The 26,783-nt window shown below is 59.7% G+C and carries 23 protein-coding genes; 10 read left to right on the top strand and 13 right to left on the bottom strand.

The window, feature by feature from the left end; all coding sequences use genetic code 11:
- Positions 1-9: 9 nt before the first annotated feature.
- Positions 10-2,370 carry a TonB-dependent receptor gene (locus ACRRSD_RS16410; RefSeq protein WP_435034304.1) on the bottom strand — a complete coding sequence of 787 codons (2,361 nt, stop codon included), beginning with the start codon at positions 2,368-2,370 and terminating at the stop codon, positions 10-12.
- A 165-nt stretch (positions 2,371-2,535) separates the two neighbouring features.
- Here ACRRSD_RS16410 and ACRRSD_RS16405 point away from each other — a divergent pair, with 165 nt between their 5' ends.
- The gene (locus ACRRSD_RS16405; RefSeq protein ID WP_435034303.1) at positions 2,536-3,480 is read left to right on the top strand and encodes a LysR family transcriptional regulator; all 945 of its coding nucleotides are present in this window, start codon (positions 2,536-2,538) and stop codon (positions 3,478-3,480) included.
- A gap of 190 nt (positions 3,481-3,670) precedes the next feature.
- Complete coding sequence (locus ACRRSD_RS16400) at positions 3,671-5,287, top strand: alkaline phosphatase family protein (protein WP_435034302.1); 1,617 nt, start codon at positions 3,671-3,673, stop codon at positions 5,285-5,287.
- Positions 5,288-5,615: 328 nt separating this feature from the next.
- Here ACRRSD_RS16400 and ACRRSD_RS16395 read toward each other — a convergent pair whose 3' ends face one another.
- On the bottom strand, positions 5,616-6,524 hold the full coding sequence (locus ACRRSD_RS16395) for a TauD/TfdA dioxygenase family protein (RefSeq protein ID WP_435034301.1): 909 nt from the start codon (positions 6,522-6,524) through the stop codon (positions 5,616-5,618).
- A gap of 181 nt (positions 6,525-6,705) precedes the next feature.
- On the opposite strand from ACRRSD_RS16395, the gene ACRRSD_RS16390 reads away from it, so the two are divergent.
- Positions 6,706-7,626: a LysR family transcriptional regulator gene (locus ACRRSD_RS16390; RefSeq protein ID WP_093440454.1), complete on the top strand. Its 921-nt coding sequence runs from the start codon at positions 6,706-6,708 to the stop codon at positions 7,624-7,626.
- Positions 7,627-7,748: 122 nt separating this feature from the next.
- On the opposite strand, the gene ACRRSD_RS16385 is transcribed toward ACRRSD_RS16390, so the two are convergent.
- Positions 7,749-8,762, bottom strand: coding sequence for an ABC transporter substrate-binding protein (locus ACRRSD_RS16385; RefSeq protein ID WP_435034300.1), 1,014 nt, complete (start codon positions 8,760-8,762; stop codon positions 7,749-7,751).
- Between the two features lie 388 nt (positions 8,763-9,150).
- On the opposite strand from ACRRSD_RS16385, the gene ACRRSD_RS16380 reads away from it, so the two are divergent.
- The 3 genes from ACRRSD_RS16380 to ACRRSD_RS16370 are packed head-to-tail and all read left to right on the top strand — an operon-like array spanning position 9,151 to position 13,186.
- Positions 9,151-10,749 (top strand): ABC transporter permease, encoded by a 1,599-nt coding sequence (locus tag ACRRSD_RS16380; protein ID WP_435034299.1) that lies wholly within the window; start codon positions 9,151-9,153, stop codon positions 10,747-10,749.
- On the top strand, positions 10,746-11,561 hold the full coding sequence (locus ACRRSD_RS16375; RefSeq protein WP_435034298.1) for an ABC transporter ATP-binding protein: 816 nt from the start codon (positions 10,746-10,748) through the stop codon (positions 11,559-11,561). The genes ACRRSD_RS16380 and ACRRSD_RS16375 overlap by 4 nt, the downstream gene beginning before the upstream one ends.
- A 14-nt stretch (positions 11,562-11,575) precedes the next feature.
- Positions 11,576-13,186 (top strand): arylsulfatase, encoded by a 1,611-nt coding sequence (locus ACRRSD_RS16370; protein ID WP_435034297.1) that lies wholly within the window; start codon positions 11,576-11,578, stop codon positions 13,184-13,186.
- Positions 13,187-13,386: 200 nt separating this feature from the next.
- On the opposite strand, the gene ACRRSD_RS16365 is transcribed toward ACRRSD_RS16370, so the two are convergent.
- Positions 13,387-14,457 (bottom strand): fatty acid desaturase, encoded by a 1,071-nt coding sequence (locus tag ACRRSD_RS16365; RefSeq protein WP_435034296.1) that lies wholly within the window; start codon positions 14,455-14,457, stop codon positions 13,387-13,389.
- A gap of 100 nt (positions 14,458-14,557) precedes the next feature.
- On the opposite strand from ACRRSD_RS16365, the gene ACRRSD_RS16360 reads away from it, so the two are divergent.
- Positions 14,558-15,562, top strand: coding sequence for an AraC family transcriptional regulator (locus ACRRSD_RS16360; protein WP_435034295.1), 1,005 nt, complete (start codon positions 14,558-14,560; stop codon positions 15,560-15,562).
- 108 nt (positions 15,563-15,670) lie between these two features.
- On the opposite strand, the gene ACRRSD_RS16355 is transcribed toward ACRRSD_RS16360, so the two are convergent.
- Positions 15,671-17,056, bottom strand: coding sequence for a heavy metal sensor histidine kinase (locus tag ACRRSD_RS16355; protein ID WP_435034294.1), 1,386 nt, complete (start codon positions 17,054-17,056; stop codon positions 15,671-15,673).
- Positions 17,046-17,726 carry a heavy metal response regulator transcription factor gene (locus tag ACRRSD_RS16350; RefSeq protein WP_435034293.1) on the bottom strand — a complete coding sequence of 227 codons (681 nt, stop codon included), beginning with the start codon at positions 17,724-17,726 and terminating at the stop codon, positions 17,046-17,048. Before ACRRSD_RS16350 ends, ACRRSD_RS16355 begins: the two co-directional genes overlap by 11 nt.
- A 136-nt stretch (positions 17,727-17,862) precedes the next feature.
- On the opposite strand from ACRRSD_RS16350, the gene ACRRSD_RS16345 reads away from it, so the two are divergent.
- A complete protein-coding gene (locus tag ACRRSD_RS16345; protein ID WP_435034292.1) occupies positions 17,863-18,348 on the top strand; it encodes a GlcG/HbpS family heme-binding protein in 486 nt (161 codons plus the stop codon).
- 12 nt (positions 18,349-18,360) lie between these two features.
- Entirely contained in the window at positions 18,361-18,771 is a 411-nt protein-coding gene (gene uraH / locus ACRRSD_RS16340) for a hydroxyisourate hydrolase (protein WP_038367220.1), read from the top strand.
- A gap of 122 nt (positions 18,772-18,893) precedes the next feature.
- Here the strand turns inward: uraH and ACRRSD_RS16335 are convergent, their stop codons facing one another.
- A complete protein-coding gene (locus ACRRSD_RS16335; RefSeq protein ID WP_435034291.1) occupies positions 18,894-19,571 on the bottom strand; it encodes a Crp/Fnr family transcriptional regulator in 678 nt (225 codons plus the stop codon).
- Between the two features lie 84 nt (positions 19,572-19,655).
- Here ACRRSD_RS16335 and ACRRSD_RS16330 point away from each other — a divergent pair, with 84 nt between their 5' ends.
- Positions 19,656-20,183 carry a DUF962 domain-containing protein gene (locus ACRRSD_RS16330; RefSeq protein ID WP_435034290.1) on the top strand — a complete coding sequence of 176 codons (528 nt, stop codon included), beginning with the start codon at positions 19,656-19,658 and terminating at the stop codon, positions 20,181-20,183.
- A 108-nt stretch (positions 20,184-20,291) separates the two neighbouring features.
- Here ACRRSD_RS16330 and ACRRSD_RS16325 read toward each other — a convergent pair whose 3' ends face one another.
- The 6 genes from ACRRSD_RS16325 to dibA all read right to left on the bottom strand — a co-directional run bounded on the left by ACRRSD_RS16325 (position 20,292) and on the right by dibA (position 26,652).
- Positions 20,292-21,281: a sulfate/molybdate ABC transporter ATP-binding protein gene (locus tag ACRRSD_RS16325; protein WP_435034289.1), complete on the bottom strand. Its 990-nt coding sequence runs from the start codon at positions 21,279-21,281 to the stop codon at positions 20,292-20,294.
- Positions 21,282-21,284: 3 nt separating this feature from the next.
- Positions 21,285-22,157: a sulfate ABC transporter permease subunit CysW gene (gene cysW, locus ACRRSD_RS16320; protein WP_007917679.1), complete on the bottom strand. Its 873-nt coding sequence runs from the start codon at positions 22,155-22,157 to the stop codon at positions 21,285-21,287.
- Between the two features lie 13 nt (positions 22,158-22,170).
- Positions 22,171-22,989 (bottom strand): sulfate ABC transporter permease subunit CysT, encoded by an 819-nt coding sequence (cysT, locus tag ACRRSD_RS16315; protein WP_103306517.1) that lies wholly within the window; start codon positions 22,987-22,989, stop codon positions 22,171-22,173.
- 173 nt (positions 22,990-23,162) lie between these two features.
- The gene (locus ACRRSD_RS16310; protein ID WP_007917681.1) at positions 23,163-24,176 is read right to left on the bottom strand and encodes a sulfate ABC transporter substrate-binding protein; all 1,014 of its coding nucleotides are present in this window, start codon (positions 24,174-24,176) and stop codon (positions 23,163-23,165) included.
- Positions 24,177-24,311: 135 nt separating this feature from the next.
- Positions 24,312-24,494: a sulfur starvation response protein OscA gene (gene oscA / locus ACRRSD_RS16305; RefSeq protein ID WP_007917682.1), complete on the bottom strand. Its 183-nt coding sequence runs from the start codon at positions 24,492-24,494 to the stop codon at positions 24,312-24,314.
- Between the two features lie 238 nt (positions 24,495-24,732).
- Complete coding sequence (dibA, locus tag ACRRSD_RS16300; RefSeq protein ID WP_435034288.1) at positions 24,733-26,652, bottom strand: phosphodiesterase DibA; 1,920 nt, start codon at positions 26,650-26,652, stop codon at positions 24,733-24,735.
- Positions 26,653-26,783 lie beyond the last annotated feature (131 nt).

Genomic DNA, 26,783 nt, shown 5'->3' with positions numbered 1-26,783 from the left:
AGTGACGAATCAGAAGTCGTAGCGACCGGTGACGCCGAGGGTGCGCGGTGTACCGAGCAGGCCTTCATAGCCGCCGTTGCCGCCCGTCCACAGGGTCGTGTAATAGGTTTTGTCGAAGGCGTTTTTCAGCCACAGCGACACGTCCCACTGGCCCTGATTGAAATCGCCGCGCAGGCCGGTGGAGAAGTTGACCACGGCGTAACTCGGGATCTGCCCGTAGTCGGAGTCCTCGACCGTACCGACGGCTTTTGAGCGGAACGCATAGCTCGCGGTGACGTAAGGTTCAAAACCGTTATCCAGATTCCATTTGTATTCGCCGTTGGCGTTACCGATCCACTTCGAAGCGCCGACCACTTGATGGCCGCTGAGGTCGCAAGACGCTGGAGCGCCCGGCGCTTGGCTGACTTCCGGTGGGCACGGGGCATCTTTGTACGAGAGATAGCTGACGTCGTTGTAGGAGCCGTTGATGTTCAGGGTCAGGCCGCGCAGCGGGATCACCGTGCTTTCGAACTCAACCCCGCGCGAGCGCACGGAACCGGCGTTGGTCAGGTACTGCACGCGATTTTCCGCGTCGTAGGCGTTGGTCTGGTAAGCGTTGACTTGGGTCCAGAAGACGTTGGCGTTGAGTTGCAGACGGTGATCCCACAGCGTGCTTTTGAAGCCGAGTTCGGCGTTGTTGGCGCGCTCGGTGCCGATCAGCAGTGAATCGGCGCCGGCCACCGGAGCTGACCCGACAGCCAGGTTAACCCCGCCGGATTTCTCGCCGTGGGACAGCGTGGCGTAACCAAGCACGTCATCGGTGACGCGATAGCTGAGGTTGAGCAGCCCGGAAGGACTCGAGCTGTACTGGTTCAAATCACCGGAATCATAAGCGCCGGCCCGACCGCGTCGCGCCGTGGCCGCAGCGCCAGTCACGACGGCGCCACCGACCGGCGCATTACGCGTGACCCAAGCGGATTTTTCTTCATAAGTGCCACGCACCCCGGCGGTGAAATCCAGCCGCTCGGTGAGGTGCCAGGTGCCTTGGGCGAACAGCGCAAAGCTGTCGGTCTTGATATGGCCGTTGCCAACACTGGTGACGTTGGCCAGCGCACCGGCCGGCGTGCCATTCCAGATATCGGCTTGCGGGCCGTAATAGGCAAAGGATTTATTGTCCAGATCCGAGCCGAAGTAGTAGGCGCCGACGACGTAATCGAAGAACTCACCCTTGGGCGAGGCCAGGCGAAATTCCTGCGAATACTGTTTGTCCTCCACCGACACCCCGGCGTTGTAACTCGCCGGCACGTTGAGGCCGTCGTCGTTGCGCGGGGTGAAATTCCAGAAGCGATAGGAGCTGATCGAGGTCAGCGTGAAGTCGCTCGGCAGCGTCCAGTTGGCCTCCACCGAGGTGCCACCCTGATGCACAGTGACGTGCTGGTCGTTGTCGAGATTGACCTTGCGGTGCGAACCGTTGACCAGTGTTGCGCCAGCCGCATTGGCCCGCGACTGGTACAGATTGACGCCATTGATGGTCGGCCCGGTGTTGTAGAGCACGCGGGTGCCGGCGCTGGAATCCTCCTCGTTGTAGTCACCGATCCAGCGCAGATTGAAATCTTCATTGGGCTTGAACAGCAGTTGCGCGCGGAAGCCCTCGCGCGAGCCGCCATTCAAATCATGGCCGTCGTATTCGTTTTTGATGTCGCCGTCGCTACGGGTGCGATAGGCCGAGAAGCGTCCAGCGAGTTGATCATTGAGCGGGCCGGAAATGGTGCCCTTGGTCTGGAAATAACCGTCCTCGCCGACCGAGGTTTCGATGCTGCGCTCAGGGGTGAAGGTTGGCGCGCGGGTGCTGATGTTGATCACCCCGGCGGTGGTGTTTTTGCCGAACAGCGTGCCCTGCGGCCCACGCAAGACTTCGAGCTGTTCGATGTCCATCAAGTCAAACACCGCCATCCCCGGACGCCCGAGATACACGTTATCGATGTACAAGCCGACGCTGCCTTCCAGGCCATCGCTGGCCGGGTTATTACCCAGACCACGGATCGACACGCTGGACTGCCGCGCATGCATATAGGCGACGTTGACGCTGGGCACCAGTTGCTGCAAATCCTGAATCCGGTAGACCCGCTGCGTCTCCAGATTCTGCCCGCTGACCACGCTCATGGGCGTCGGTACATCTTGCGAACTTTCTTCGCGGCGGCGGGTGGTGACGGTCACGGTTTCCAGTTGCGAACTGTTGGCGGCAGGCTTGCCGGTCGGCACCGGCGCCGGGGTTTCAGCATCGGCGGCGTAGCCGTGAGTCCAGCTCGCGCTCCCTGCCAGCAACAGGGCCAGAGGCAGGCGTTTGAGCCGTCGTGGCGTTAAGTGTGACGCAAGGTTCAACGGACTCATGGCGCGGCTCCTGGTCAAAAAACACACAGACATCTTCAGTGCTGCATATTCTTTTCAGTTATTTATTTATGGATTTACAAATATTTACTGCATAAGAGATTGCCTTTATAAGGAGTCGACCTAATGCATATCCAATGCATTTCCCGGATATTTTTTATGTGAAAAATGCATATCGACTTGCGCCAACTTCGTCACTTCATCGCCTTGGCTGAACAACGCAGCTTCGTCGCCGGCGCGCAGGCGGTGAACCTGTCGCAGTCGGCGTTCAGCCGCAGCATTCAGGCGCTCGAGCACAGCGTCGGTTGTCAGTTGGTCGACCGGGGGCGCAAGGAATTGCCGCCGACCAAACAGGGTCAGGTGCTGCTCGAACACGCGCGGCGGCTGGTCAGTGGTGCGCAGCAGATGGCCAACGAGATCAGCCAGTTCAATGGGCTGGAGGCGGGGGAATTGCGCTTCGGATGTGGGCCGGCGCCGGCGGCAGGTTTGATTCCTCGGGCGATTGGCAGCTTTATCGGGCGCTACCCGAAAGCGCGGGTGCAGTTTCAGGTCGATGACTGGCAGAGTTTGAGCAAGCGACTGATGAGCGAGGAGTTCGAATTCTTTGTCGCTGACACACGCTACTTCGAGGCGGATCCGGATTATCTGACGCACCGGTTACGGCCGCGTAAATGGCATTTCTGTTGCCGTGCGGGGCATCCGCTGGCGGGTTTCGATCGGGTCAGTGCCGAGCAATTGATGAGCTATCCGCTGGCGGTAAGCATTCGTCCGCCGAACTTGCGAAAAGTCATTGTCGATCTCAGTGGGCGGCCGGATTTCACGCCGAATGTGGAGTGTGAAAACAGCTCGAGTCTGCTCAGTGTGGTGCTACGTTCGGATGCGATCGGGATTGTCGGGGCGTATTCCGATGCGCTGCATCAGGCGAAGGGTGAACTGGTGTGTTTGCGCATTGAAGGGTTGGCCGATGATCTTGAGGAGCTGTATACGCGTTATGGGATTGTCAGTCGTGCGGGGTATCGGTTGTCGCCGTTGGCCGAGGCGATGATTGAGCAGATCAAGGCGATTGATCAGCAGGATGAGGAGGTGTGTTCGCTGCAGAATCTCGCCGTCTGATCGGACCTCTTCGCGAGCAAGCTCGCTCCCACAGGGGAACGCTGGCTAAATGTGGGAGCGAGCTTGCTCGCGAAGGGGCCAGTACAGTCTCCGATGCACTGCCTGCATAAAACCCATTCCCCAAATGCACTTGCCGAACACCCTCACGCCTAGCGAAATACCTCGCCTGTCCCATTGACCGGTGAACCCCATGCCCACCCCGCCAAACCCCGTGCGCAACGTGCTGTACATCATGTGCGATCAACTGCGCCGCGATTACCTGTCCTGCTATGGCCACCCGCACCTGCACACACCGAACATCGATCGCCTGGCCGCTGCCGGCGTGCGTTTCAGCCGCGCCTACACCCAAGGCACGATCTGCGGGCCGTCGCGGATGTCGGCCTACACCGGACGTTATGTCAGCAGTCATCAAGTGGCGTGGAACGCCGTGCCGTTGCCGCTGGAAGAACTGACCATCGGCGATTACCTGCGCCCCCACGGCATTCGTACCGCACTCGTCGGCAAGACCCACGCCACCGCGAATGTCGACGCGCTGCAACGCTTGGCAATCAATCCGCAAAGCGAGCAAGCCGAAATCCTCAACGAAGTCGGCTTCGAACCCTACATGCGCCATGACGGCATCTATCCCGACGACCCGCTGTTCGATGACAAGCGCGAATCTGCACCCTACACGCACTACCTGCGCGAGCAGGGTTTCGACGGCAAAAACCCCTGGCACGACTGGGCCAACGCCGCCGAAGGCGCGAACGGTGAAATCCTCAGTGGCTGGCAAATGCGTCATTCGAATTTGCCAGCACGAATTCCCGAGCAACACTCAGAGACTGTCTACACTACAAATCGAGCCATCGACTTCATTACCGAGCAGGGCGAGAAATCGTGGTGTTTACACCTTTCGTACATCAAACCGCACTGGCCCTATATCGTACCAGCACCGTACCACGCATTGTACAGTACGAAATCGATTCTCGAAGCGGTCCGCGCGACGCCCTTTGAAGCCAGCAAACACCCCGTATACGCTGCCTTTCGCCAGCATGAGGAAAGCCTCAACTTTTCCCGTGATTCAGTACGATTGACCGTAATCCCGACCTACATGGGCTTGGTCAAGCAAGTGGATGATCAACTCGGGCGGCTGTTCGACTTTCTGCAGAGCAGTGGTCGTTGGGAGGACACGTTGATCGTGTTCACCAGCGATCACGGCGACTTTCTCGGTGATCACTGGCTCGGCGAGAAGGAGTTTTTGCTGGAGCAGGCGGTGGGCGTGCCGTTGATCGTGCGCGACCCTCGGGCGGCGGCGGATATCACGCGCGGAACGGTTGATGATCGACTGGCGGAAACCATCGATGCGTTGCCGACGTTTCTGCAGGCATTGGGATTGCCGGGGGCAGAGCATCGGCTTGAAGGGCGTTCGTTGATCCCGCTACTGCACGGTGAAAATCCTTACTGGCGCCGCTATGCAATCAGCGAATACGACTACGCCTTTCAGGCGCCGGCGCGGGAGCGTCTGGGTCAGCCGATCGACCGTTGCCGCATGACCATGGTGCGCAGCGAGCGCTGGAAATTCCTGGCGTACGACGGCTTTCGGCCGCAGTTGTTTGATCTGCTGGATGATCCGCAGGAGTTGCGTGACCTGGGGGATGACCCGGCGTATGCGGCGGTGCGCGAGGAGCATGCGGGGTATTTGTTTGAGTGGGTGCGCGGGTTGAAGCGGCGGACCACGATAAGTCATCAGGAGATAGATTTGCGCGGGCAGCGGTTTCGTTATGGTGAGCCGGAAGCCGAGAAGGTTGTTCAGATTGGTGTTTGGTAGCTCGAAGAGCCCCTCACCCTAACCCTCTCCCGGAGGGAGAGGGGACTGATTGGGAGATATTTCAGAGGTACACCGACCTGATCCAGTTTCACCGAATCCATAATCGATAAAGACCTTTCAGGTCGATGCGTAACGCGAGACAGCTCGGTCGGCTCCCTCTCCCTCTGGGAGAGGGGACTGAATGCGGGATATTGCAGAGATACACCGTCCTGATCGTGCTTCATCGAATCCATAATCGATAATGACCTTCACGTCGATGCATAACGCGAGACAACTCAGTCGGCTCCCTCTCCCTTTGGGAGAGGGCTGGGGTGAGGGCTGTTGATCTTCAGTCACGACCCTTGATGGTCTGGCTACGCTGCCCGCTCACCCCCACCGGCACTTCCCCCTTGAGCGTCACCCGACGCACCACGCGATCCTGCGTGCCGTAATCATCAATCGCGTAATGCTGCGTCGAGCGGTTATCCCAGATCGCCACATCACCAGCCTGCCAGCGCCAGCGCACGGTGTTTTCCTGGCGGATCACATGGCTCTGCAACAGCCCGAACAGATGCGCCGAATCCGCCTGCGAATAACCCTTGATACGTTTGACGAAATGCCCCAGCAACAAGCTCTTCTCGCCGCTGATCGGGTGCACCCGCACCACCGGGTGCTCGGTCTCGTAAACGGTCGAGGTGAAGACCTTGCGATAGCGCTCAAGCTTCTCGGCCGAGACGTCCGGCTTGGCGCTGGCGTAGTCGTATTCGTTGCTGTGCACGGCGACCAGTTTGTCGGCCAATTCACGCAGCTCGGTTGGCAAGCCGTTGTACGCCGTCGCGGTGTTGGCCCACAGCGTGTCGCCACCGAATGCCGGTGCCACCACGGAGCGCAGGATCGAGGCTTTCGGGTAGGCGTCGACGAAGGTCACGTCGGTGTGCCAGGAGTTGGCGCGCTGGCCTTCAGCGCCGTCCAGCTCGAGCAGATAACGCGTACCTTCGCGGGACGGCACGGTCGGGTGCGCGACAGGCTCGCCGAGCAGATGGGCGAAGGCTTCCTGACGCTGATCATCAAGCTGGGTCTGCTCACGGAAGAACACGACTTTGTATTGAACCAGCGCCTGTTGAATCGCTTCGACGGTGGCGGCGTCCAGCTCACCGGACAAATGCACGCCACGAATCTCGGCGCCGAGACGACCGGCCACCGGATGAATCTCCAGTGCGTGGACAGCGGGTTTTACTGCGAGTGCGGCATTGCTCATGGGTAGACCCTCATCGACTGCTAACGGTTGGACGGCAGCGAAACAACGCTCTATCTATATTCCATTTACATCTAATAGATATTCACATGCTTCGTTGACGGAATAAGAGCTTGCATTTAAAACCTCTAGCAACCCTCGTCGCAAATGCCTTCGAGCTATTTTTAGGATGCCGGAAAAGCATATGGATCTTCGCCAGTTGCGTTACTTCATCGCCCTCAACGAACACCGCAGTTTTGTCCGTGCGGCGGACGCGATGGGCATCACTCAACCAGCGTTCAGCCGCAGTATTCAAGGGCTCGAGCAGGAGTTCGGCTGCGTGTTGGTGGATCGCGGCAACAAGGATCTGCGCCCCACGCCCGAAGGCCAGGTGGTGCTGCAACACGCCCTGAGCCTGGTACAGGGCGCCGCACTGCTCAGCGCCGAAGTGACGCAGATGACCAAGCTCGATGCCGGCGAGGTGCACTTCGGTTGCGGCCCGGCGCCGGCGGTGAAACTGGTTCCGGACGCCGTGGCGCAATTCATCAATGCGCACCCGAAAGTGCGCACCTGTTTTCAGGTGGATAACTGGGAAAAACTCAGTCGCGCGCTGAGCCGTGAAGAGATCGAGTTCTTTATCGCCGACATCCGTCACTTCGAGTCCGACCCGAACTTCCAGACCCAGGCACTGACGCCCAAACGCGGGGTGTTTTTCTGCCGGCCGGGGCATCCGTTGCTCGCCAAGGAAAGCCTGTCGACCAACGACATGTTCGACTACCCGCTGGCGACCACACTGATCCCGCCGGGCATTCGCAAACTGCTGGCGAATCTCAGCGGACGCATCGATTTTTCCCCGACCATCGAGACCGAGCACTTTCCGGCGCTGGTCAAAGTGGTGCTGCAGTCCAATGCAATTGGTGTGGGCACGGAAGAGGCATTTGTCGAGGACATTGCCAAGGGTTCGCTGGTGTTGCTGCACTGGCGCAATCTGCCGCAGAACCTCGAGAGCATGAATGCACGGTGCGGAATTGTCAGTCGTACCGGGTTTCGGCTGTCGCCGGCGGCACGGGCGATGATTGAGACGTTGGTGGCGGTGGATCGGCAGGAGATCAGCGTCGCCGTTTAGGACGCTATCGCGAGCAGGCTCGCTCCCACAGTGGTTCGGTGGTGAATGCAGAATTTGTGTTCACCCAAGAACCCTGTGGGAGCGAGCCTGCTCGCGAAGAGGCCAGAGCAGGCGCTAAAGATTCAGAGCTTGGCCGCTGCCAACTCAGGCGCCACCCAATCACTCACCTTGAACGGCTTGCGAATCAGCCTCTGCTGCGCTGCCAGATCCACCTTGTCCTGCAAGCTGCCGAGGAATACCGGATCCAGCGTCGACGGGAACACTTCGCTCAATTTCTGATCCTGCAGATCCTGGGTCAGGATCACCGGCGGATAACTGGCCAGACCCGAGACCAGTTGCACGTAAGCGGCTTTGTTACTGTCCTGGGTCAGCCATTCCACCGCCTGCTGTTGCGCCTTGAGCAATTTCGCCACCGCCTCCGGATGCGCATCGACGAACTTGCCGGTGCCGACCAGCACCGACTGCACACTACCCGCGCCGCCGAGATCCTTGGTATTGAGCGGTAATTCGGCCAGACCTTTGGCCTGCAATGCCGTCAACCCGGAACTACCCCACGACGCATCGATCTGCCTGGCCGCCAGCGCTGCAACCGCTGCGTTGAAATCCAGATTGATCACTTTCAGATCCTTCTCGCTCAAGCCCTGACTGGCCAGCGCCGCGTCAAACGACAACTGGGTTGCTGTGCCGCGGAAGATCGCCACGCGCTTGCCTTTCAAATCCTGCAGGGTCTTGATTCCGGAGCCCGGTACCACGCCCAGATACTGCTTCACCCCACGGGCACTGGCGCTGAGCAAACGCGTATCCAACCCGTTGGACTTGCCGATGATCGCCGCCAGATCGCCGAGATACGCCAGATCAACCTGACCGTTGGCAAACGCCTCATTGATCACCGGTCCCGCACCTTTGAAGAAACTCCACTGAATCTTGATGCCCTGATCGGCGAAGGCCTTCTCGAAGATCTGCTGATCGCGCAGCACATCAACCACGCCACCACCGCTGTGCTGAGTGCCGGCGCTAAGGTCTGGGACGGCGATTCTGATTTCCTTGAGTTCATCGGCTTGCGCGGTGAACGCCAGCAGGCCCGCCAGAGCTGGAACGGCAAACAGACTGAAAACGCGTTTGAAGGGAAAGTTCATGGGTGCAGCTCCTTGATCACGACGGGCGTTGAGGAGCCGAAAGTAGGCCGAATGCATACCTTCGCTTAAATACTATAAATGCACATTTTTATAGCTTTTAACGCTAAGCAAGCAATAACGGGCCTTGCAGCGGCGTATGCATTAACAGCATGGAAAATATTCTTCGAATGCATTGGATGCGTGTGGGCTGGAAGCCTTAAATGGCGCTGCTTATCTCTAAAAACAACTTATTAAAGATTATTTATAACTATTAGCTCTTAGTTAATACCGCTAAAGATCGCAGCCTTCCGCAGCTCCTACGGGGTAATTCAAGGATGCATTCCCCCGCAGGAGCTGCCGAAGGCTGCGATCTTTTGATCTTGAGCCAACCCGACAACGGAGGTCACCCATGGCCCGCCAATCCTTGCTCAGTCTCCCCCTGCCCGCGCCGCCGCTGAAAAGCCGCCGTACCTGGCCCAGCCTGAACCAACGCCTGTTGCCGTGGCTGCTGCCCCTCGGCCTCTTAGCGCTGTGGTGGCTGGCAGCACGCAATGAATGGATGAGCGAACAGATCCTCCCCGCGCCGTCGCTGGTGTGGAACAGCGCCGTCGAGTTGTCACAGGGCGAGTTGTGGAGCCATTTGTGGATCAGCCTGCAACGCTTGTTCTGGGGTTTGCTCGCCGGGATTTCGGCGGGTGCGGTTCTCGGCGCTACGCTGGGTTTCAGCCGACGTCTGGAACGCCTGATCTTCCCGACCTTCGCCGGCCTGTCGCAAGTGCCGACACTGGCGTGGATTCCACTGTTCATGGTGTTTTTCGGCATCGGCGAGTTGCTGAAACTGGTTGTGCTGATCAAAGCGGTCGTGGTGCCGGTGACCCTGCACACACTGGTCGGCGTAAGAGATGCACAACCAAAACTGCGCGAAGCTGCCGCTGTTTTACGCTTGCCGCCACACCTTTTGATTCGTCGACTGGTATTACCCGCCGCCCTCCCCGCGTTCATGGCTGGCGTGCGTCTGGCGCTGGCCGCTGGCTGGACTTCGTTGCTGGCCGTCGAATTGCTGGCCTCCAGTGAAGGCATCGGCTACCTGATGGTCTGGGCGCGACAACTGTTCATGCTCGACATCGTTTTCGTGTGCATCGTGGTGATCGGTTTGATCGGTGTGGCAATGGATCGTGGCATCGGCCTGCTGGACAAGAAACTGGTGCACTGGCCGCATCCGGCCACCGCCGAAATTCGTCGCGGCCCGCGCTATGCAGGCTGGCAGCGTCTGCAACCGTGGCTGCTGCCGCTCGGCGTGTTGGCACTGTGGCAATTGGCAAGTGATCAGCAGTGGGTCGACGCCAATATTCTGGTCAGCCCGTTAGCCGTTTTGAGCACTGCATGGGACGGTCTTGTCGACGGCACGTTGATCGGCGGCATGGCTCTCAGTCTTGGCCGCACGCTGGGTGGCCTAATGCTCGGCGGTGGCCTCGGATTTGCCTTGGGCCTGCTGCTGGGTCTGTCGAACATCAGCGAACGCCTGCTTGGCCCGACCCTTGCGGCCATCCGCCAGATCGCCATTTTTGCCTGGGTGCCGCTGCTCACCGCATGGTTCGGTCTCGGCGAATTGGCCAAGTGGGTGTTCGTCGCCCTTGCTGCGTTCTTCCCGCTGTTCATCGCCACGCAACGCAGCGTCGCCAACCTCTCGCCGCAACTCAACGAAGCCGCGCAAGTGCTGCGCCTGAACCTCGGCCAGCGCCTGCGCCGACTGGTACTGCCGGGCGCCGCGCCGGGGATTTTTGCAGGCCTCAGGCTGAGCCTGATCTACGCCTGGCTCGGCACCATCGGTGCGGAATATTTCATGCCGTCCAATGGCGGCATCGGCAGCCAGATGATCGGCGCACAGCAACTGCTGCGCATGGACCTGATCATGGCCGGCATGCTTTTCGTCGGTCTCACCGGCGCCCTGCTCAACCTCATTGGCCAACGCCTGGAAATTCGCGCGACCCGCTGGAGACACGCATGAACGCACCGATTGTCAGCTTTAATCACGTAGGCAAATCCTTCGACGTCGACGGTTTCGAACTGGAGGCGATTCGCGAATTCAACCTCGACATCGCCGAGGGCGAATTCGTCGCCATTGTCGGTTCCAGCGGCTGCGGCAAATCGACGTTGCTGCGTTTGCTGGTGGGCCTCGATACGCAGTTCCGCGGGCAGATTACCGTGGACGGCAAAGCCGTCAGCGGCATCGGCGGCGAACGCGGCATTGTCTTTCAGGAACACCGCTTGTTTCCGTGGCTGACCGTCGCCGACAACATCGGTCTGGGTCTGGTCAACGAGCCCCTGAGCGCGGCGCAAAAGCAACAGCGGATCAACGATTTCATCGATCTGGTCGGCCTGCGCGACTTCACCCGCGCCTATCCGCACCAGCTCTCCGGCGGCATGGCCCAGCGTGTGGCGATTGCCCGCGGCCTCGTCGCCAGCCCGCGCATTCTGCTACTCGACGAACCCTTCGGCGCCCTCGATGCGCTGACCCGCCAGCAGATGCAGGAGGAGCTGTTGGCCATTCGCGAGCGCGCAAAAATCACCACGATCCTCGTCACCCATGACGTCGAGGAAGCGATCTTCCTCGCCGACCGCGTGGTGGTGATGGAGCCGCGCCCGGGCCGCATCAAGCAAGTGGTCGACATCGCCCTGCCGCATCCACGCCAGCGCAGCAGTTTCGACTTCCATCAGTTGCGTGAAGAGCTGCTGCACGAACTGACCAGTGACGACCATTACCAACCGAGCGTGCCGGTGCAGATCCGTGATCTGCCGCTGACGTTCATTGCCTGCTGAACAGGAGTTTTGCGATGCCGCAACGTCCCAACTTTCTGGTGATTCTGGCCGACGATCTAGGCTTCTCCGACATCGGCGCGTTCGGCGGCGAAATCGCCACGCCGCACCTCGACGCTTTGGCCAACAACGGCCTGCGCCTCACCGATTTTCATACTGCACCGACATGCTCGCCAACCCGCTCGATGTTGCTGACCGGCACTGACCACCACATCGCCGGCATCGGCACCATGGCCGAAGCGCTGACCCCAGAGCTGATCGGCAAACCGGGTTACGAGGGCTACCTCAACGACCGCGTTGTCGCCCTGCCGGAGCTGCTGCGCGAGGCCGGTTATCAAACGTTGATGAGTGGCAAATGGCACCTCGGTTTGAAGGCTGAATTGGCACCCCATGCACGGGGTTTCGAGCGCTCGTTCTCGCTGCTGCCGGGCGCGGCCAACCATTACGGTTTCGAGCCAACCTACGATGAGCAAACACCCGGCCTGCTGAAATCCACGCCGGCGCTGTACATCGAGGACGACACGTTTCTCGACGAATTGCCGAAGGACTTTTATTCCTCCGATGCCTTCGGCGACAAGTTGCTGCAGTACCTCAAGGAGCGTGACCAGACCCGGCCGTTCTTCGCCTATTTGCCGTTCTCCGCACCGCACTGGCCGTTGCAGGCACCGGCCGAGATCGTCGAGAAATACCGTGGGCGCTATGACGCCGGCCCTGAAGTGCTGCGCCTGGAACGCCTGGAAAAACTCAAAGCCCTCGGCCTGATTGAACCGGACGTCGAGCCGCATCCGCTGATTCAACTGACCAAACAGTGGGACGCGTTAAGCGACGAGCAAAAACAGATTTCCGCGCGGGCGATGGAGGTCTACGCGGCGATGGTCGAGCGCATGGACTGGAACATCGGCCGGGTCGTCGATTACCTGCGCCTGCAGGGGCAGCTCGACAACACCTTCATCCTGTTCATGTCCGACAACGGTGCCGAAGGTGCGCTACTGGAAGCGTTCCCCAAGTTCGGCCCGGAACTGGTGACTTACCTCAGCCAGCACTACGACAACAGCCTCGACAACATTGGCCGGGCCAACTCTTACGTCTGGTACGGGCCGAACTGGGCGCAGGTGGCGACTGCGCCGTCGCGGCTGTTCAAGGCGTTCACCACCGAGGGCGGGATTCGCGTGCCGGCGCTGTTGCACTATCCGCAATTGGCGATCAAAGGACAGATCAGCCACGGTTTCGGCACGGTGATGGACATCACCCCGACGATTCTCGATCTGGCCGGCGTGCGTCATCCGGGCAAGCTCTGGCACGGCAAACCGGTGGCGCCGTTGCGTGGTAAATCGTGGTTGGGATTCTTGTCCGGCGAGACTGCGCAGGTGCATGACGAGCACACGGTGACGGGGTGGGAATTGTTCGGGCGGCGGGCGATTCGCCAAGGCTCGTGGAAAGCGGTATGGATTCCCGGTCCGGTCGGGCCGGCAACCTGGCAGCTGTATGATTTGAGCAGTGATCCGGGGGAGATTCATGATCTGGCGTTGAGTCGGCCGGAGAAGCTCAGCGCGTTGATCGGGCATTGGCAGCAATATGTCGAGGAGACTGGGGTGATTCTCAGCGAGTCGCCGTTTCAGCCGGATTGAGGGGAAGATCAAGAACACCCTCACCCCAGCTCTCTCCCGGAGGGAGAGGGAGCTGACCGAGGTGTCTTCTGTTAAATATCGACCTGTGAAAACGAGTCGATTATGGATTCAACGAAGCACTTTCACGTCGGTGTAACTCTTCAATATCCCCCGATCGGTCCCCTCTCCCTCTGGGAGAGGGTTAGGGTGAGGGCCGCTTGTCAGGCCTCCACCGCCTCCCCAGACACCGCAACTTCATCCCGACGAACAAACCGGTTCGCCCGCCCAAACGTGCCGAAATCATTAAACCGCACGCCCATCTCACGCATCACCTTATGCGCCACCGGCACGGTCATCTGGCGAATGTAAAACGGCTCCTTCACGACAAAATGATGGATCCCGTGACTGCTGCCAAAATTGAAGCAGAACGCCTGCAACGGCCACAGCCACCAAGGGTTCAACACCTGACACTGTTGCAGAACATTGCCCAGCTCGACATCACCGTAGTAATGCATGTTCGAGCTAATGAAGTGCAGGCAAAATGTGCGCAACACATTCGGGCCGATAATCACCACAGCGGCGATATCGATCACCTGCATCACCGCCAGCGTGGCCGCTGACCATTCAATCGGCGAGCCCAGCAGATAGGCGATGCCATTGGCCGCATGAAAACCGAGAAACACATACCACGCGCCCCAATGCACCAGCGCCAGCGGCGCATACACCTTCAGTGTGCGTTTGATGATGCTGAATTTATGCGCCCAGGTCTTGGCCCGCAGCATGCGGATAAACGCCGACATCACGTTGTCGCCGACCATCAGCAAGCGCGCAAAACCCCACGGCTCGCCGTTGGTGATCGCGCGTTCTTCCATGTCGGTTTCAGTGCCGGAAACCTTGTGGTGATTAAGGTGCAGATGCCGACGAATCCACGGATTGATCGTGCTCGGCCGCGCCAGCCACACCAAACCCATCATCAAGTTGTGCGGCACGCGTTGCTTGCGGAAATACATGCTGTGAATCAGGTCGTGCTCAAGCTCATGGGTCAGCGAAGCAAAAAACGCGTTGAGCAACAGGCACATCCACCACGCCATGTGGCCGGTGATGTACAGCGTCGCCGAGCCAATCATCCCGATCAGGGCAAACGCCAGAATCCCCGCGCCCAGGGCATCCTGATGCTTGAGAATCGGGTAGCGCTCGCGCAGTTCGACGCCTTTGGCCAGCACCACTTGGCGAATATGCGCTGATCGCTGGGCCGCATTGTGGCGCTGGGGACTTGCAGAAGTACCGTCCATGCTTCCATCCTCTGTTTATGGATGTTCGCATCGTGCCTCGCGAAGGCCTGGATTGCGGTAGCCGAGAACGCCAACCTGTTGACCGGAAGCGCCAATCAGCATGAAGGAACCGACCTCCCTCGCCAGCTGGACCCGTGCCTTGCGCAAGCAACTCGATGCGCTGGGGCTGGACAGCATTGCCCTGTGCCAACAGGCCGGGCTCGACCCGAATTTGATGGACGACCCCAACGCGCGCTATCCGCTGTCCGGCACCACGCGACTGTGGGAAATCGCCGTGCAGGTCAGCGGCGACCCGGCGATTGGCTTGCGTGTGTCACGCTTTGTCAGCCCGACCACGTTCCATGCCTTGGGTTATGCGCTGGTCGCCAGCGGCAGTTTGCGCGAGGTGTTCGAACGCATCGTGCGCTATCACCCGGTGGTCAGCGATGCGCTGGAACTGGAACTGAGCCGCAGCGATGATCGCTACCAATTTCGTCTGAAAATTCCGTCAGGCAATCCCGCACCGGCCTTCGAAGCCATCGACGCGTTCACCGCGATCTACGTGCGCACCTGCCGCAATCGCCTCGGCCGCGATTACGCGCCGCTGGCCGTGTACCTGCGCCGCCCGGAACCGAGCGATGCGCAGCAATGGCACAAAGTTTTCCGCGCCCCGGTGCATTTTGGCTGTGCCGAGGATCGCCTGGAATTCGCCCTCGCCGACTTCGACAGCCACCTCGACGACGCCAACCCGGAACTCGCCGAACACAACGAAACGGTGCTCAAACGCACCATGGCCCAGCTCAAGCCGTTGACCTGGGAGCGCAAGGTGCGCGATGCCATTGAAGAGCAACTACCGGAAGGTGAGCCAAGTGCCGAACGCATTGCCCAGGCGTTGCATTTGAGTTTGCGCAGTTTGCAAAGGCATCTGGCGGATGAAGGTTGTCGCTTTGATACGTTGCTCAACGAAAGCCGTGAGAATCTGGCGTTGCTGCATCTGCGCGATCCGCAGTGTTCGTTGAGTGAGGTGAGTTATTTGCTCGGGTTCGCTGATACCAGCAGCTTCAGTCGCGCGTTCAAGCGCTGGACGGGGATGACACCGGGGCAGTTTCGCGATGGTTTGCGCTGACTGATCCCAGGGTTGGGTCTTCAGCTCCCACGCCTTCGCGAGCAGGCTCGCTCCCACATGTGAAACGCATTCCAAATGTGGGAGCGAGCCTGCTCGCGAAGACGTCCTTCAATTCACCACAAAACCCAGCTCAAACACCGTACCCGCCGCATCACTGTTCACCCGCACCTGCCCTCCATGCAACTGCATGATCGATTGCACGATCGCCAATCCCAACCCACCGGAATCCCCAGGCTCTGCCCGTGAAGGGTCGACACGGTAGAACCGGTCAAACAGTTTGCCCAGATGCTCCGGCGCAATGGCCGGGCCGTGGTTGTGCACCTGCAACCAGCACCAACCCGCCTCATCGCGACGATGCAAGCTGATCAAGGTTCCGGAGTCAGCGTGGCGCACGGCATTGGCCAGCAAGTTGCCCAGCGCCCGCTGCAGCAGTTGCTGATCGGCAAGCAGTTCGCCATGCAATTGATTCTCCAGCCGTAGATTGCGGTCATCGGCCAAGGCTTCAAAGTAATCACACAACTCACTGCCGACACCCTGCAAATCCAGCGTTTGCAGATTGAGCGCGCGCTCGGCCTGTTCGGCACGGGCGAGGAACATCAGGTTTTCCGCCATGCGCTTGAGCCGTTCGAACTCTTCCATGTTCGAAGCCAGCACTTCCTGATACTCCTCGGTGCTGCGCGGATGATTCAGCGCCTGCCCGTTGCTCGCCAACAAGGTGTGCAGCGGCGTGCGAATCTCGTGGGCGAGGTCAGCGGAGAACTGCGACAGGCGCTGCACGCTGTCGTCCAGCCGCGTCAGCATGCCGTTGAGCGCCTGCACCGGCTCGAGCAGTTCGGTGGGTGTGCCAGCGGCGGGTAGGCGCTGATCGAGGCTGCGCAGATCGATGCCGCGCACTGCTTCGCTCAACTGACGCAACGGTTGCAGGCCTCGGCGCAGCAACAGCAAGCCCAGGGCGAAGGCGAGCAACGCACCCAGTCCAACGGACAGGTAGAGGCGTAAGCGGTAACTGGCGAGCATCTGTTCGCGCTCGCTCAGCACCTTGCCGGCAATGACCGTCAGCGGCTCGCCGTTCGGCCCTTGCGCTTCGCCGGACAGCAGGGCCAACTCAGCACCGTCCGATGCTTGCCAGGTCAACACATCACGGCGCTGCGGCGTTTGCTCGCGGGGGATTGCGTTGAGCGTCGGGAGATCGCGTTGACGTGGGTTGATGGCAATCACACTGGCGCCATCGGCGCGGCGCACCAATAACAGGCTGTCGAGATTACCGAGCATGTTCTGATACAGCCGCGGCCGTGCCTGCAAGGCGTCGAGGCTGTCGCTGTCGGCAAGCAAGGCGCGTACTTGCTCAAGTCGTCCGAGCAGCGCGAGATCGTCGCGCCAAGCGATTTCCGAGGCCAGCGAGCGGTAGAGAAATACGCCGATAGCACTCAACACCAAGGCGCAGACCAATGCGAACGCCAGCGCCAGGCGCCAGGCGATCGACCTAGAGCGCATCGTCAGGCGCTTCCAGTTGATAACCGACACCGCGCACGGTGTGGATCAGTTTCGGCATGTACGGATCATCGACTTTGGAGCGCAAACGGCGCACGGCAACCTCGACCATGTTGGTGTCGCTGTCGAAATTCAGGTTCCACACCTGCGAGGCGATCAGCGTGCGCGACAGCACTTCGCCCTGGCGGCTGGCGAGCAATTGCAACAAGGCGAACTCCTTGTTGGTCAGGGCGATGCGCTGACCACCACGGCTGACACGACGGCGCAGCACATCGATTTCCAGGTCGGCGATGGTGTACGACTCGTCTTCGCGCATCGGCCCGCGCCGTAGCAACGTGCGTACCCGCGCGAGCAGTTCGGCGAAGGCGAAGGGTTTGAGCAAGTAATCGTCGGCGCCCAGTTCGAGACCGCGCACACGGTCTTCAATGGCGTCCTTGGCGGTCAGGAACAATACCGGCGTGGCGCCGCGCTGACGGATCAGTTGCAACAATTGCCAGCCATTGAGGCCGGGGAGCATCACGTCGAGGATGATCAGGTCATATTCCTGCTGCTCGATAAAGTAGCGACCATCGAGGCCATTGAGCGCCACGTCCACGGCAAAACCCGACTCGCCCAAGCCTTTGGCGAGGAAATTCGCGGTTTTGGCTTCATCTTCTACGACCAGCAAACGCATGGCACACCTCGATTGATCAGGCACACAGGCTAGGCGCCTTTGGCGGCGTTGCCCATTACAAACTTGTAATCAGACTGACGAGGTTCTGACGAAGACCGGCGATTAAGGTGGCGACCTTCGCTTTTGGAGCCTGTCCATGACCGTCAAATACTTTGTAGCCAGCCTGGCCCTCGGCCTCAGCGCCAGCGTGTTCGCAGGCCCGGAGCTGCCGCGTCACGCTGACCTCGACCTGAAAACCGCACGTCTGCTCGCCGACACGGCGCTGAGCAACTGCACCGGCACGGTGTCGGTGCTCGACCGTGGCGGCAACCTGCTGGTGACCCTGCGCGGCGACGGCGTTGGTCCGCACAACACTGCTGCCAGCCAACGCAAAGCCTACACCGCACTGTCGACCAAGACCGCGACACGATTATTCGCCGAGCGCGCCCGTAGTAATCCGGAAACTGCCAACCTCAACACCCTCGACGAGTTGCTGTTGCTCGGCGGCGGCATTCCGTTGTTCGCCGCTGATGAGCTGGTTGGCGCCATGGGCGTGGCTGGTTCCGGCGGCGGTGAGCAAGACGAAACCTGTGCGATCAAGGCCGCCGGGAAAACCGGTCTGGCCACTACCCGTTCCCAATAAGGAGATGCATCCATGAGCACTTTGCGCATGACCTTCGCCGCGCTCGGCCTGAGCGCTTTTTCCAGCCTGGCCCTGGCTGCCGGCAACCCGCTGAGCGTGCATGTACTTAACCTGGAAAACGGCTTGCCGTCGCCGGGCATTAACGTGACCCTGGAAAAACACGTCGGCGAGAACTGGCAGCCACTGGCCCAGGGTACGACCAATGAACAGGGGCGAATTGCCGAACTGTTCCCGGCCAAGCAGCCTTTCGAAGCAGGTGAATACCGGGTGGTGTTCAAGACCGGCGAGTACTTCAAGAAGGTCAAGCACGACACGTTCTTCCCGGAAATCCCGGTGATTTTCGAAGTGAAGCAGACCGATCAGCATTACCACATCCCGCTGCTGCTCAGCCCGTACGGTTTCTCGACCTATCGCGGTTCCTGAGTCAACACTGCCCCCTGTGGGAGCGAGCTTGCTCGCGAAGGCGGTGTGTCAGTCAGCAATCATGTTGAATGTTAAATCGCATTCGCGAGCAAGCTCGCTCCCACAAGGGCCTGGGTGCATTGTCAGATCGTGGCCAGGGCACGCAATCGTGCGGCGTCGAGGATTTCGATCTCGCCGTACCCGAGCCCGATAATCCCCTGCCCCTGCAAGTCCTTGAGGATCTGATTGGTGGTCTGCCGCGACAGCGACAGCATTGATGCCAACTGCTCCTGCGGCAGTTGCAACACCCGGCGTGGCGCGTCGAGTTCGCCGTAGCCTTCGGCGATCATCAGCAAGCGATGGGCCAAGCGCGCCGGGGCTGGCAGCAGGCTCAGTTGTTCGAGGTTGATGAAGGCCAGGCGCAGTTTGTGGCTCATCAGCAGCGCCAGGTGTCGCCAATACAGCGGCTGTTCTTCGAGCAGTTTCAGCATCGTTGCCTGCGGGATATTCAGCAGCGTGCACGGCCCGACTGCGTAGGCGTCATGAGTACGCGGCTGGCCATCGAACAGGCAGATTTCACCGAACCAGTGCGGTGCCTCGACCAGACTCAACAACGCCTCCTTGCCCTGCTCGCTCACCGCACCGATGCGCACCGCGCCATTGAGCACCGCGTACAAACCGCACGGCGCATCGCCGCGCTGGAACAAGCGTTGCCCTGCCGTCAGCCGCCGCTCCCGGGCTGCCGCCAACAGGCTATCCTGAAAGGACGCAGGCAGATGACTGAACCACTGGCCGCTCATCAGCCGTGAACGTATTTGCATAAACACTCCTGGATTGTCGCCTGCCTGACAGAGCGAACCCTGATCCCGAGGGATGATGCGATCAACCCTACCGGAGGAACAACAATGAAAAGCCTCGTCGACCATCTCAGTCAATACGCCGCCTACCACCGTGATCCGCGCAATATCGCCAGCCACTTTATCGGCATTCCGCTGATTGTGGTGGCCGTCGCGGTGTTGTTGTCGCGTCCGGAATGGTCGCTGGGCGGCTTGTGGATATCTCCAGCCGTTATCGTGGCGCTGGCCTCGGCGTGGTTTTATCTGCGCCTGGAAGTGAAGCTTGGGGTGTTGATGACGGTGCTGATGGGCTTGTCGGTATGGGCCGGGCATGTGTTGGCGCAGCAGAGCACCATGGTCTGGCTTAGCAGTGGTCTGGCGATGTTTGTGATCGGTTGGGTGATCCAGTTTGTCGGCCATCACTATGAAGGGCGCAAACCAGCGTTTGTCGATGACGTGTCGGGGCTGATTGTCGGGCCGTTGTTTGTCGTGGCCGAGTTGGCGTTCATGCTGGGGATGCGGCATGAATTGAAAGAGCAGATCGAGGCGCGGGCGGGGGTAGTGCGGGTCAATCCAAATCGCAAAGCGGCGGCTTAGGCCGCTTTCGCGAGCAAGCTCGCTCCCACAGTGGCCTGGTGCTGAACACAAACTTCATGTCTGACCGAATTCCCTGTGGGAGCGAGCTTGCTCGCGAAGCTTTTGACTTTAAAGATTGGCGACTTTCTGCCAGACCTTCGGTTTGAAGAACAGGGTTTCACCCTTGGCCAAGCCGATCAGGCTGTCATGGTCTTTCACCACTTCGGCCTCGATCAAATCCGCCTGCCCTTCGACTTTCAGCGTCACCCGCGTGGTCGCGCCCAACGGGCGGATATCACGCACCTCAGCCGCATGGTGATCCTCCAGCTCATGCCTGGACAACGACACTTCATGCGGGCGGAACAGCACGTGGTTGTCGTCGCTCAACAGCAAACGGTTCGAATCGCCGAGGAAGTGATAAACGAAATCGCTGGCCGGATTTTCGTAAACGTCGCCCGGTGAGCCGATCTGCTCGATCACACCCTTGTTCATCACCACGATACGGTCGGCGACTTCCATCGCTTCTTCCTGGTCGTGGGTCACGAACACCGAGGTCAGGTTGATATCTTCGTGCAGACGCGCCAACCAGCGACGCAGCTCTTTCCGCACCTTGGCATCGAGCGCGCCGAACGGCTCATCCAGCAGCAACACTTTCGGCTCGACCGCCAAAGCGCGTGCCAGAGCAATACGCTGACGCTGACCACCGGACAACTGCTCCGGATAACGATCCGACAGCCAGTCCAGCTGCACCATGTTCAGCAATTCGTGAACCTTGGTTGCGATCTGGCTTTCGCTCGGACGCTGGTTTTTCGGTTTCATGCGCAGACCGAACGCGACGTTATCGAACACGGTCATATGGCGGAACAAAGCGTAGTGCTGGAACACGAAACCGACGTTGCGATCACGCACGTCGTGGCCGGAGACGTCTTCGCCGTGGAAGACGATGTTGCCGTTATCCGGAGTTTCCAGACCGGCAATAATGCGCAGCAAAGTGGTCTTGCCGCAGCCCGACGGGCCGAGCAACGCCACCAGCTCACCGCTGTGGATATCCAGACTGATGTTGTCCAGCGCCTTGAACGCATTGAAATTCTTGCTGACGTTACGCACTTCGATCGACATGAATTATTCCTCCGCGGCGCTGGCGCGCAGGCGGTTGATACGGTTTTCGCTCCACTGCTTGAGCAGCAGGATGAAGAGCGCCAGGATCAGCAACAGGCTCGCCACAGCGAACGCGGCGACGTGGTTGTATTCGTTGTAGAGGATCTCGACGTGCAGCGGCAAGGTGTTGGTCACCCCGCGAATGTGCCCGGAGACCACCGACACCGCACCGAATTCACCCATGGCCCGCGCGGTACACAGCACCACGCCGTAGATCAGGCCCCACTTGATGTTGGGCACGGTGACATGCCAGAACATCTGCCAGCCATTGGCGCCGAGCAGGCGCGCGGCCTCCTCTTCCTGCGTGCCTTGTTCCTGCATCAGCGGGATCAGCTCACGGGCCACAAACGGCACGGTGACGAAGATCGTCGCCAACACGATGCCCGGCAGGGCGAAGACGATCTGGATGTCGTGATCCTGCAGCCACGGCCCGAACAGGCCCTGCGCGCCGAACATCAGCACATAGACCAGACCGGCGATCACCGGCGACACCGAGAACGGCAGGTCGATCAGCGTCACCAGCATGCTCTTGCCACGGAACGAGTATTTGCTCACGCACCACGCGGCGCTGACGCCGAACACCAGGTTCAACGGCACCGAAATCAGCACGGCGAACACGGTGAGTTTCAGTGCCGAAAGCGCGTCCGGCTCAAAGATCGCGGTGAAAAATGCGCCGAGGCCATTCTTCAAGCCCTGCGATACGACGATGAACAACGGCAGCAGCAGAAACAGGAAAAAGATCAGCCAGCCAAGACCGATCAGGATTCTGCGCGAAGTGGCGCTGCCACGGCGCGCAGCATTGGCCGAAGAGGCGGCCGCAATAGACGATTGGGACATTGTTCGCGCCTCCTTATGGGGTTTCGATGCGCCGCTGCAGCAAGTTGATCAGCAGCAACAGGACGAAGGAAACCACCAGCATCAGCACGCCGATGGCGGTAGCGCCGGTGTAATCGTATTGGTCGAGTTTGACCATGATCAGCAACGGCAGAATCTCGGTTTTCATCGGCATGTTGCCGGCGATAAAAATCACTGAACCGTACTCACCGACGCCACGGGCGAAGGCCAGGGCAAAACCGGTCAGCCAGGCGGGCAACAATGCGGGGACGAGGATGTGGCGGAACACCTGCAAGGGTTTCGCCCCGAGGCACGCGGCGGCTTCTTCGACTTCACGGGGAATGTCGGCCAGCACCGGCTGCACGGTACGCACCACAAACGGCAGAGTGACGAAGGTCAGCGCCAACGTGATACCGAGTGGGGTGTAAGCGATTTTGAAACCGAGGTCAGCGGCGAACTGCCCGACCAGACCGGTCGGGGTGTACAGCGCGGTCAGGGCAATACCGGCCACGGCTGTCGGCAGGGCGAACGGCAGATCGATCATCGCGTCGATCACCTTGCGCCCGGGGAAGGTGTAGCGCACCAGCACCCACGCCAGCAGCGTGCCGATGATGCCGTTGATGATCGCCGCACACAGCGCGGTGCCGAAGCTCAGCTTCAACGCGGCCAGCACCCGTGGTGCGGAAATGATCGTCCAGAACTGATCCCAGGTGAGTTGGGCGGCGTGGACGAACATCGCCGCCAGCGGGATAAGCACAATCAGGCTGAGGTACACCAAGGTGTAGCCCAGCGTCAGCCCGAAGCCGGGTATGACGGGGGAGATACGACGCGACATAAAAGTCCTTGGTTAAAAAGCGATCCGCTGAACGCACCAATGTGGGAGCGAGCTTGCTCGCGAAGAGGGAGTATCAGTCAACTCTACGTCGTCTGACACCCCGCTTTCGCGAGCAAGCTCGCTCCCACATTTTCCGCGCCTGGCTTCAGGCTTGATGTGTGGCTGAAGTCAGATTACTGCGCCTGATAAATCTGGTCGAACACGCCACCGTCGTTGAAGAATTTCGGCTGCGCGGTTTTCCAGCCGCCGAAGTCCTTGTCGATGGTCACCAGATCCAGTTTCGGGAACTGCTGGGCGTACTTGGCGGCAACGTCCTTGTCACGCGGACGGTAGAAGTTCTTCGCAGCGATTTCCTGACCGGCCGGGCTGTACAGGTGCTTCAGATAGGCCTCGGCGATCTGCTCATTACCCTTCTTCTCGGCGTTCTTGTCGACCACCGCCACTGGCGGCTCGGCGAGGATCGACAGCGAAGGCACGACGATGTCGAACTTGTCGGCGCCGCCATCTTCTTTCAGCGCCAGGAACGCTTCGTTTTCCCAGGCCAGCAACACGTCACCCTGACCGTTGTTGACGAAAGTAATGGTCGAACCGCGTGCACCGGTGTCCAGCACTGGCACGTGCTTGAACAGAGTCTGTACGTATTCTTTGGCTTTGGCTTCGTCACCGCCGTTGGCTTTCAGGCCGTAAGCCCACGCGGCGAGGAAGTTCCAGCGTGCGCCGCCGGAAGTTTTCGGGTTCGGAGTGATCACCGAGACGTCGTTCTTGACCAGATCGCCCCAGTCCTTGATGCCTTTCGGGTTGCCCTTGCGCACCAGGAAGACGATGGTCGAGGTGTACGGCGTGCTGGCTTCAGGCAGACGCTTCTGCCAGTCGGCCGGCAGGGTCTTGCCGAGTTTGGCGATTTCGTCGATGTCGCCAGCCAGCGCCAGAGTCACGACGTCAGCGCGCAGACCATCGATCACCGCACGGCCCTGCTTGCCCGAACCACCATGGGATTGCTGGATTTTCACGGTGTCGCCAGCATGATCTTTCTGCCAGAACTTGATGAATTCAGCGTTGTAGTCCTGATACAGCTCGCGCGTCGGGTCATATGACACGTTGAGCAGTTCGTAATCCTTGGCAACCGCGGAACCGGCAAACACAGCGCTGGCCAGGGCGGCCAAAGCGTAACGGCGAATCGACGACATGGTGAAAGCTCCTGGAATTCTTGGTGGTGGCTTTTTCTTATGTATTTCGGAAATCGTGTTGCCGGTTCAAAGATCGCAGCCTGCGGCAGCTCCTACACACAGCCCCCCGTACGAGCTGCCGCAGGCTGCGATCTTTCAGCCCGGTTGCTTGCCCGGTTGCTGCAAACGGAATTTCTCTTTGCGTTCGATCTGCACGACCTGCGCGTTGTGCACAGTGATCTCCACCGCGCCGAAACGCAGATCGCGCAGGGCGCTCTGGATTTCACGCAAGATGGTGCTTTCGTCCTGACCGTCAACGCTGCGAAGGGATGCGCTCATGGTGCTGCTCCTTTGAATGGGATTTGCCTGGCAGTGGGCGGCACTGCGTTCGGCGTAGGAGCAATATAAGAGAGACGCGGATATTCTTAAAAAGACTATTTAAGAATGTTTATATAACTGAAAAACATTATGTGGCGGGGCAAGGGTTTGCGCGTTGGTGGAGCAAAAGATCGCAGCCTTCGGCAGCTCCTACAGGGATCGGTGTAGGAGCTGCCGAAGGCTGCGATCTTTTGATTTTTTAACCAATCACCGGTGTTCTTGCCCAATCAATCTCCTGCGCTTGAACCGGCCGCCCAAACCAATATCCCTGCCCCAGATCACATTCCTGTCCCAACAGAAACGCCGCCTGCTCAACCTGTTCAATACCCTCGGCATGCACCTGCATGCCCATGCTCCGGGCCAGCGCGATGATCACCCGGACAATCGCCGCGTCATCCTCATCCCACGGCAAGCCGGCAACGAAACCCTGATCGATCTTCAGTTTCTGCACCGGCAAGCGCTTGAGCCGCAACAGCGACGAGTAACCGGTGCCGAAATCATCGATGGCCAGGCGAATGCCAAGCTCACGCAGACGATGCATCTGCTCCAGCGCCACTTCCGGATCGTCCATCACCGCGCTTTCGGTGACTTCCAGTTCGAGATACGCCGGATCCAGCCCGGTGTCGTGCAGCACCTGCGCCACCTGCTGGTACAACTCGCGCCGGGCGAACAACCGCGACGAAACATTGACCGCGACAAACGACAGCACCACCCCGGCCTGATGCCACTCACACATCTGCCGACACGCCTGCTGCATCACCCACGCGTCGATGTCGGCGATCAGCCCAGTGCGCTCGGCTATCGGAATGAATTCCGCTGGCGACACCAGGCCACGCTGCGGATGCTGCCAGCGCACCAGCGCTTCAACGCCAATCAAGCGACTGGTTTTCAAATCATGCACGGGTTGGTAGTAAACCCGCAGTTCCTGCTGCTCCAGCGCCCGGCGCAGTTCGAAAGCGATTTCCACCCGTTGCTGGGCGTGGGCGGTGAGTTCTTCGGTGTACAAGGCGTACCCGTTGCGGCCGCTGCTCTTGGCCTTGAACAGCGCCGCGTCGGCATTGCGCAACAGTTGCTCGGCGCTCAACGCATCGCTGGGAAACAGGCTGATGCCGAGGCTGGCGTTGATGAACAGTTCATTGCCATCGATGCAGAACGGCTGCTTGAACGCGTCGAGAATGCGTTGCGCCAGCGCAGCTGCCTGCACCGGCTGTGGACAACTTTCCGCCAGCACCGCGAACTCGTCGCCGCCCAGGCGCGCCAGGGTAATACCGGGGCCAAACAGTGCTTGCAAACGCGCCGCTACTGCCTTGAGCAAGCGATCGCCGATGTTATGTCCGAGGCTGTCGTTGATCATTTTGAAGTGATCGAGATCCAGCATCAGCAATGCACAGCCGCGCTTGTGATTTTGCGCGGAGGCCAACGCCTGTTCGGCGCGGTCGCTGAACAGCAAACGATTGGGCAGATCAGTCAGCGGGTCGTGGTGCGCGAGGTGTTTGAGTTCATGCTCGGAATCCTTGATCGCGCTGATGTCGGAAAACACCGCGACGTAATGGCTGATCCGGCCCTGATCATCGTGAATGACCCGAATGGTCTGCCACTGTGGATAAATCTCGCCGCTTTTTCGGCGGTTCCAGATTTCACCGCTCCATTCGCCCTGCGACTCAAGGGTGGCAAACATTGCCTGATAGAAACCTGGCGGATGATGGCCGGATTTGAACAGGCTCGGCTGCTGCCCAATGACTTCTTCACGCTGATAACCGGTGATCTCCATGAACGCGCGATTGACGTGCACGATCAGCCCATGATGGTTGGTCACCAACACGCCTTCGCGGGTGCAATCGAATACCGCCGCGGCCTGACGCAGGCGTTCGCGATCGACGTGGCGCTCGCGCAACCGTGCACCGATCCCGAGAAACGTGCACAAACGCGCTCGCGCCAGGAAAATCAGCCCCGCGCTGACGGCTGCAAACAGGTAACCGTTGATCAGTTGCCATCGGGCAAGATCGACGGAGTTATCGAAGAAATTGTTTAATAAATGATCAGTGCCCTGCAGCCAGACAGCGGCAAGCACGAGATAGAGCAGCGCTGCACGCAAAGCATCGCGGTAAGTGGCAGGCATTCGACTGTCCATGTCCCTACAAAAAGGTTGGAATTATAGGTCAAGAAACATCCAGCGACTCTTATCTGAAAGGGCGACTGGTTTTATCTGTGTGCTTGGTGATAATGCAACGGCTGTTTTTATCTTTATCG

This window comes from Pseudomonas neuropathica, assembly GCF_051174785.1.
GTDB classification, from domain to species: Bacteria; Pseudomonadota; Gammaproteobacteria; order Pseudomonadales; family Pseudomonadaceae; genus Aquipseudomonas; species Aquipseudomonas neuropathica_A.
Note: the sequence above shows the minus strand (reverse complement) of the source record. Positions and strands in the feature narration are given on the sequence as shown.

Bases quoted from the DNA above. Each gene is read 5' to 3' on its own strand.
- ACRRSD_RS16360 (WP_435034295.1), top strand. From the start codon at position 14,558: ATGAAGGAACCGACCTCCCTCGCCAGCTGGACCCGTGCCTTGCGCAAG.
- ACRRSD_RS16380 (WP_435034299.1), top strand. From the start codon at position 9,151: ATGGCCCGCCAATCCTTGCTCAGTCTCCCCCTGCCCGCGCCGCCGCTG.
- ACRRSD_RS16335 (WP_435034291.1), bottom strand. From the start codon at position 19,571: ATGCAAATACGTTCACGGCTGATGAGCGGCCAGTGGTTCAGTCATCTG.
- ACRRSD_RS16370 (WP_435034297.1), top strand. From the start codon at position 11,576: ATGCCGCAACGTCCCAACTTTCTGGTGATTCTGGCCGACGATCTAGGC.
- ACRRSD_RS16325 (WP_435034289.1), bottom strand. From the start codon at position 21,281: ATGTCGATCGAAGTGCGTAACGTCAGCAAGAATTTCAATGCGTTCAAG.
- dibA (WP_435034288.1), bottom strand. From the start codon at position 26,652: ATGCCTGCCACTTACCGCGATGCTTTGCGTGCAGCGCTGCTCTATCTC.
- ACRRSD_RS16400 (WP_435034302.1), top strand. From the start codon at position 3,671: ATGCCCACCCCGCCAAACCCCGTGCGCAACGTGCTGTACATCATGTGC.
- ACRRSD_RS16385 (WP_435034300.1), bottom strand. From the start codon at position 8,762: ATGAACTTTCCCTTCAAACGCGTTTTCAGTCTGTTTGCCGTTCCAGCT.
- oscA (WP_007917682.1), bottom strand. From the start codon at position 24,494: ATGAGCGCATCCCTTCGCAGCGTTGACGGTCAGGACGAAAGCACCATC.
- ACRRSD_RS16410 (WP_435034304.1), bottom strand. From the start codon at position 2,370: ATGAGTCCGTTGAACCTTGCGTCACACTTAACGCCACGACGGCTCAAA.
- ACRRSD_RS16375 (WP_435034298.1), top strand. From the start codon at position 10,746: ATGAACGCACCGATTGTCAGCTTTAATCACGTAGGCAAATCCTTCGAC.
- ACRRSD_RS16310 (WP_007917681.1), bottom strand. From the start codon at position 24,176: ATGTCGTCGATTCGCCGTTACGCTTTGGCCGCCCTGGCCAGCGCTGTG.
- ACRRSD_RS16390 (WP_093440454.1), top strand. From the start codon at position 6,706: ATGGATCTTCGCCAGTTGCGTTACTTCATCGCCCTCAACGAACACCGC.
- ACRRSD_RS16350 (WP_435034293.1), bottom strand. From the start codon at position 17,726: ATGCGTTTGCTGGTCGTAGAAGATGAAGCCAAAACCGCGAATTTCCTC.
- ACRRSD_RS16365 (WP_435034296.1), bottom strand. From the start codon at position 14,457: ATGGACGGTACTTCTGCAAGTCCCCAGCGCCACAATGCGGCCCAGCGA.
- ACRRSD_RS16355 (WP_435034294.1), bottom strand. From the start codon at position 17,056: ATGCGCTCTAGGTCGATCGCCTGGCGCCTGGCGCTGGCGTTCGCATTG.
- ACRRSD_RS16345 (WP_435034292.1), top strand. From the start codon at position 17,863: ATGACCGTCAAATACTTTGTAGCCAGCCTGGCCCTCGGCCTCAGCGCC.
- ACRRSD_RS16405 (WP_435034303.1), top strand. From the start codon at position 2,536: ATGCATATCGACTTGCGCCAACTTCGTCACTTCATCGCCTTGGCTGAA.
- cysT (WP_103306517.1), bottom strand. From the start codon at position 22,989: ATGTCGCGTCGTATCTCCCCCGTCATACCCGGCTTCGGGCTGACGCTG.
- ACRRSD_RS16395 (WP_435034301.1), bottom strand. From the start codon at position 6,524: ATGAGCAATGCCGCACTCGCAGTAAAACCCGCTGTCCACGCACTGGAG.
- cysW (WP_007917679.1), bottom strand. From the start codon at position 22,157: ATGTCCCAATCGTCTATTGCGGCCGCCTCTTCGGCCAATGCTGCGCGC.
- ACRRSD_RS16330 (WP_435034290.1), top strand. From the start codon at position 19,656: ATGAAAAGCCTCGTCGACCATCTCAGTCAATACGCCGCCTACCACCGT.
- uraH (WP_038367220.1), top strand. From the start codon at position 18,361: ATGAGCACTTTGCGCATGACCTTCGCCGCGCTCGGCCTGAGCGCTTTT.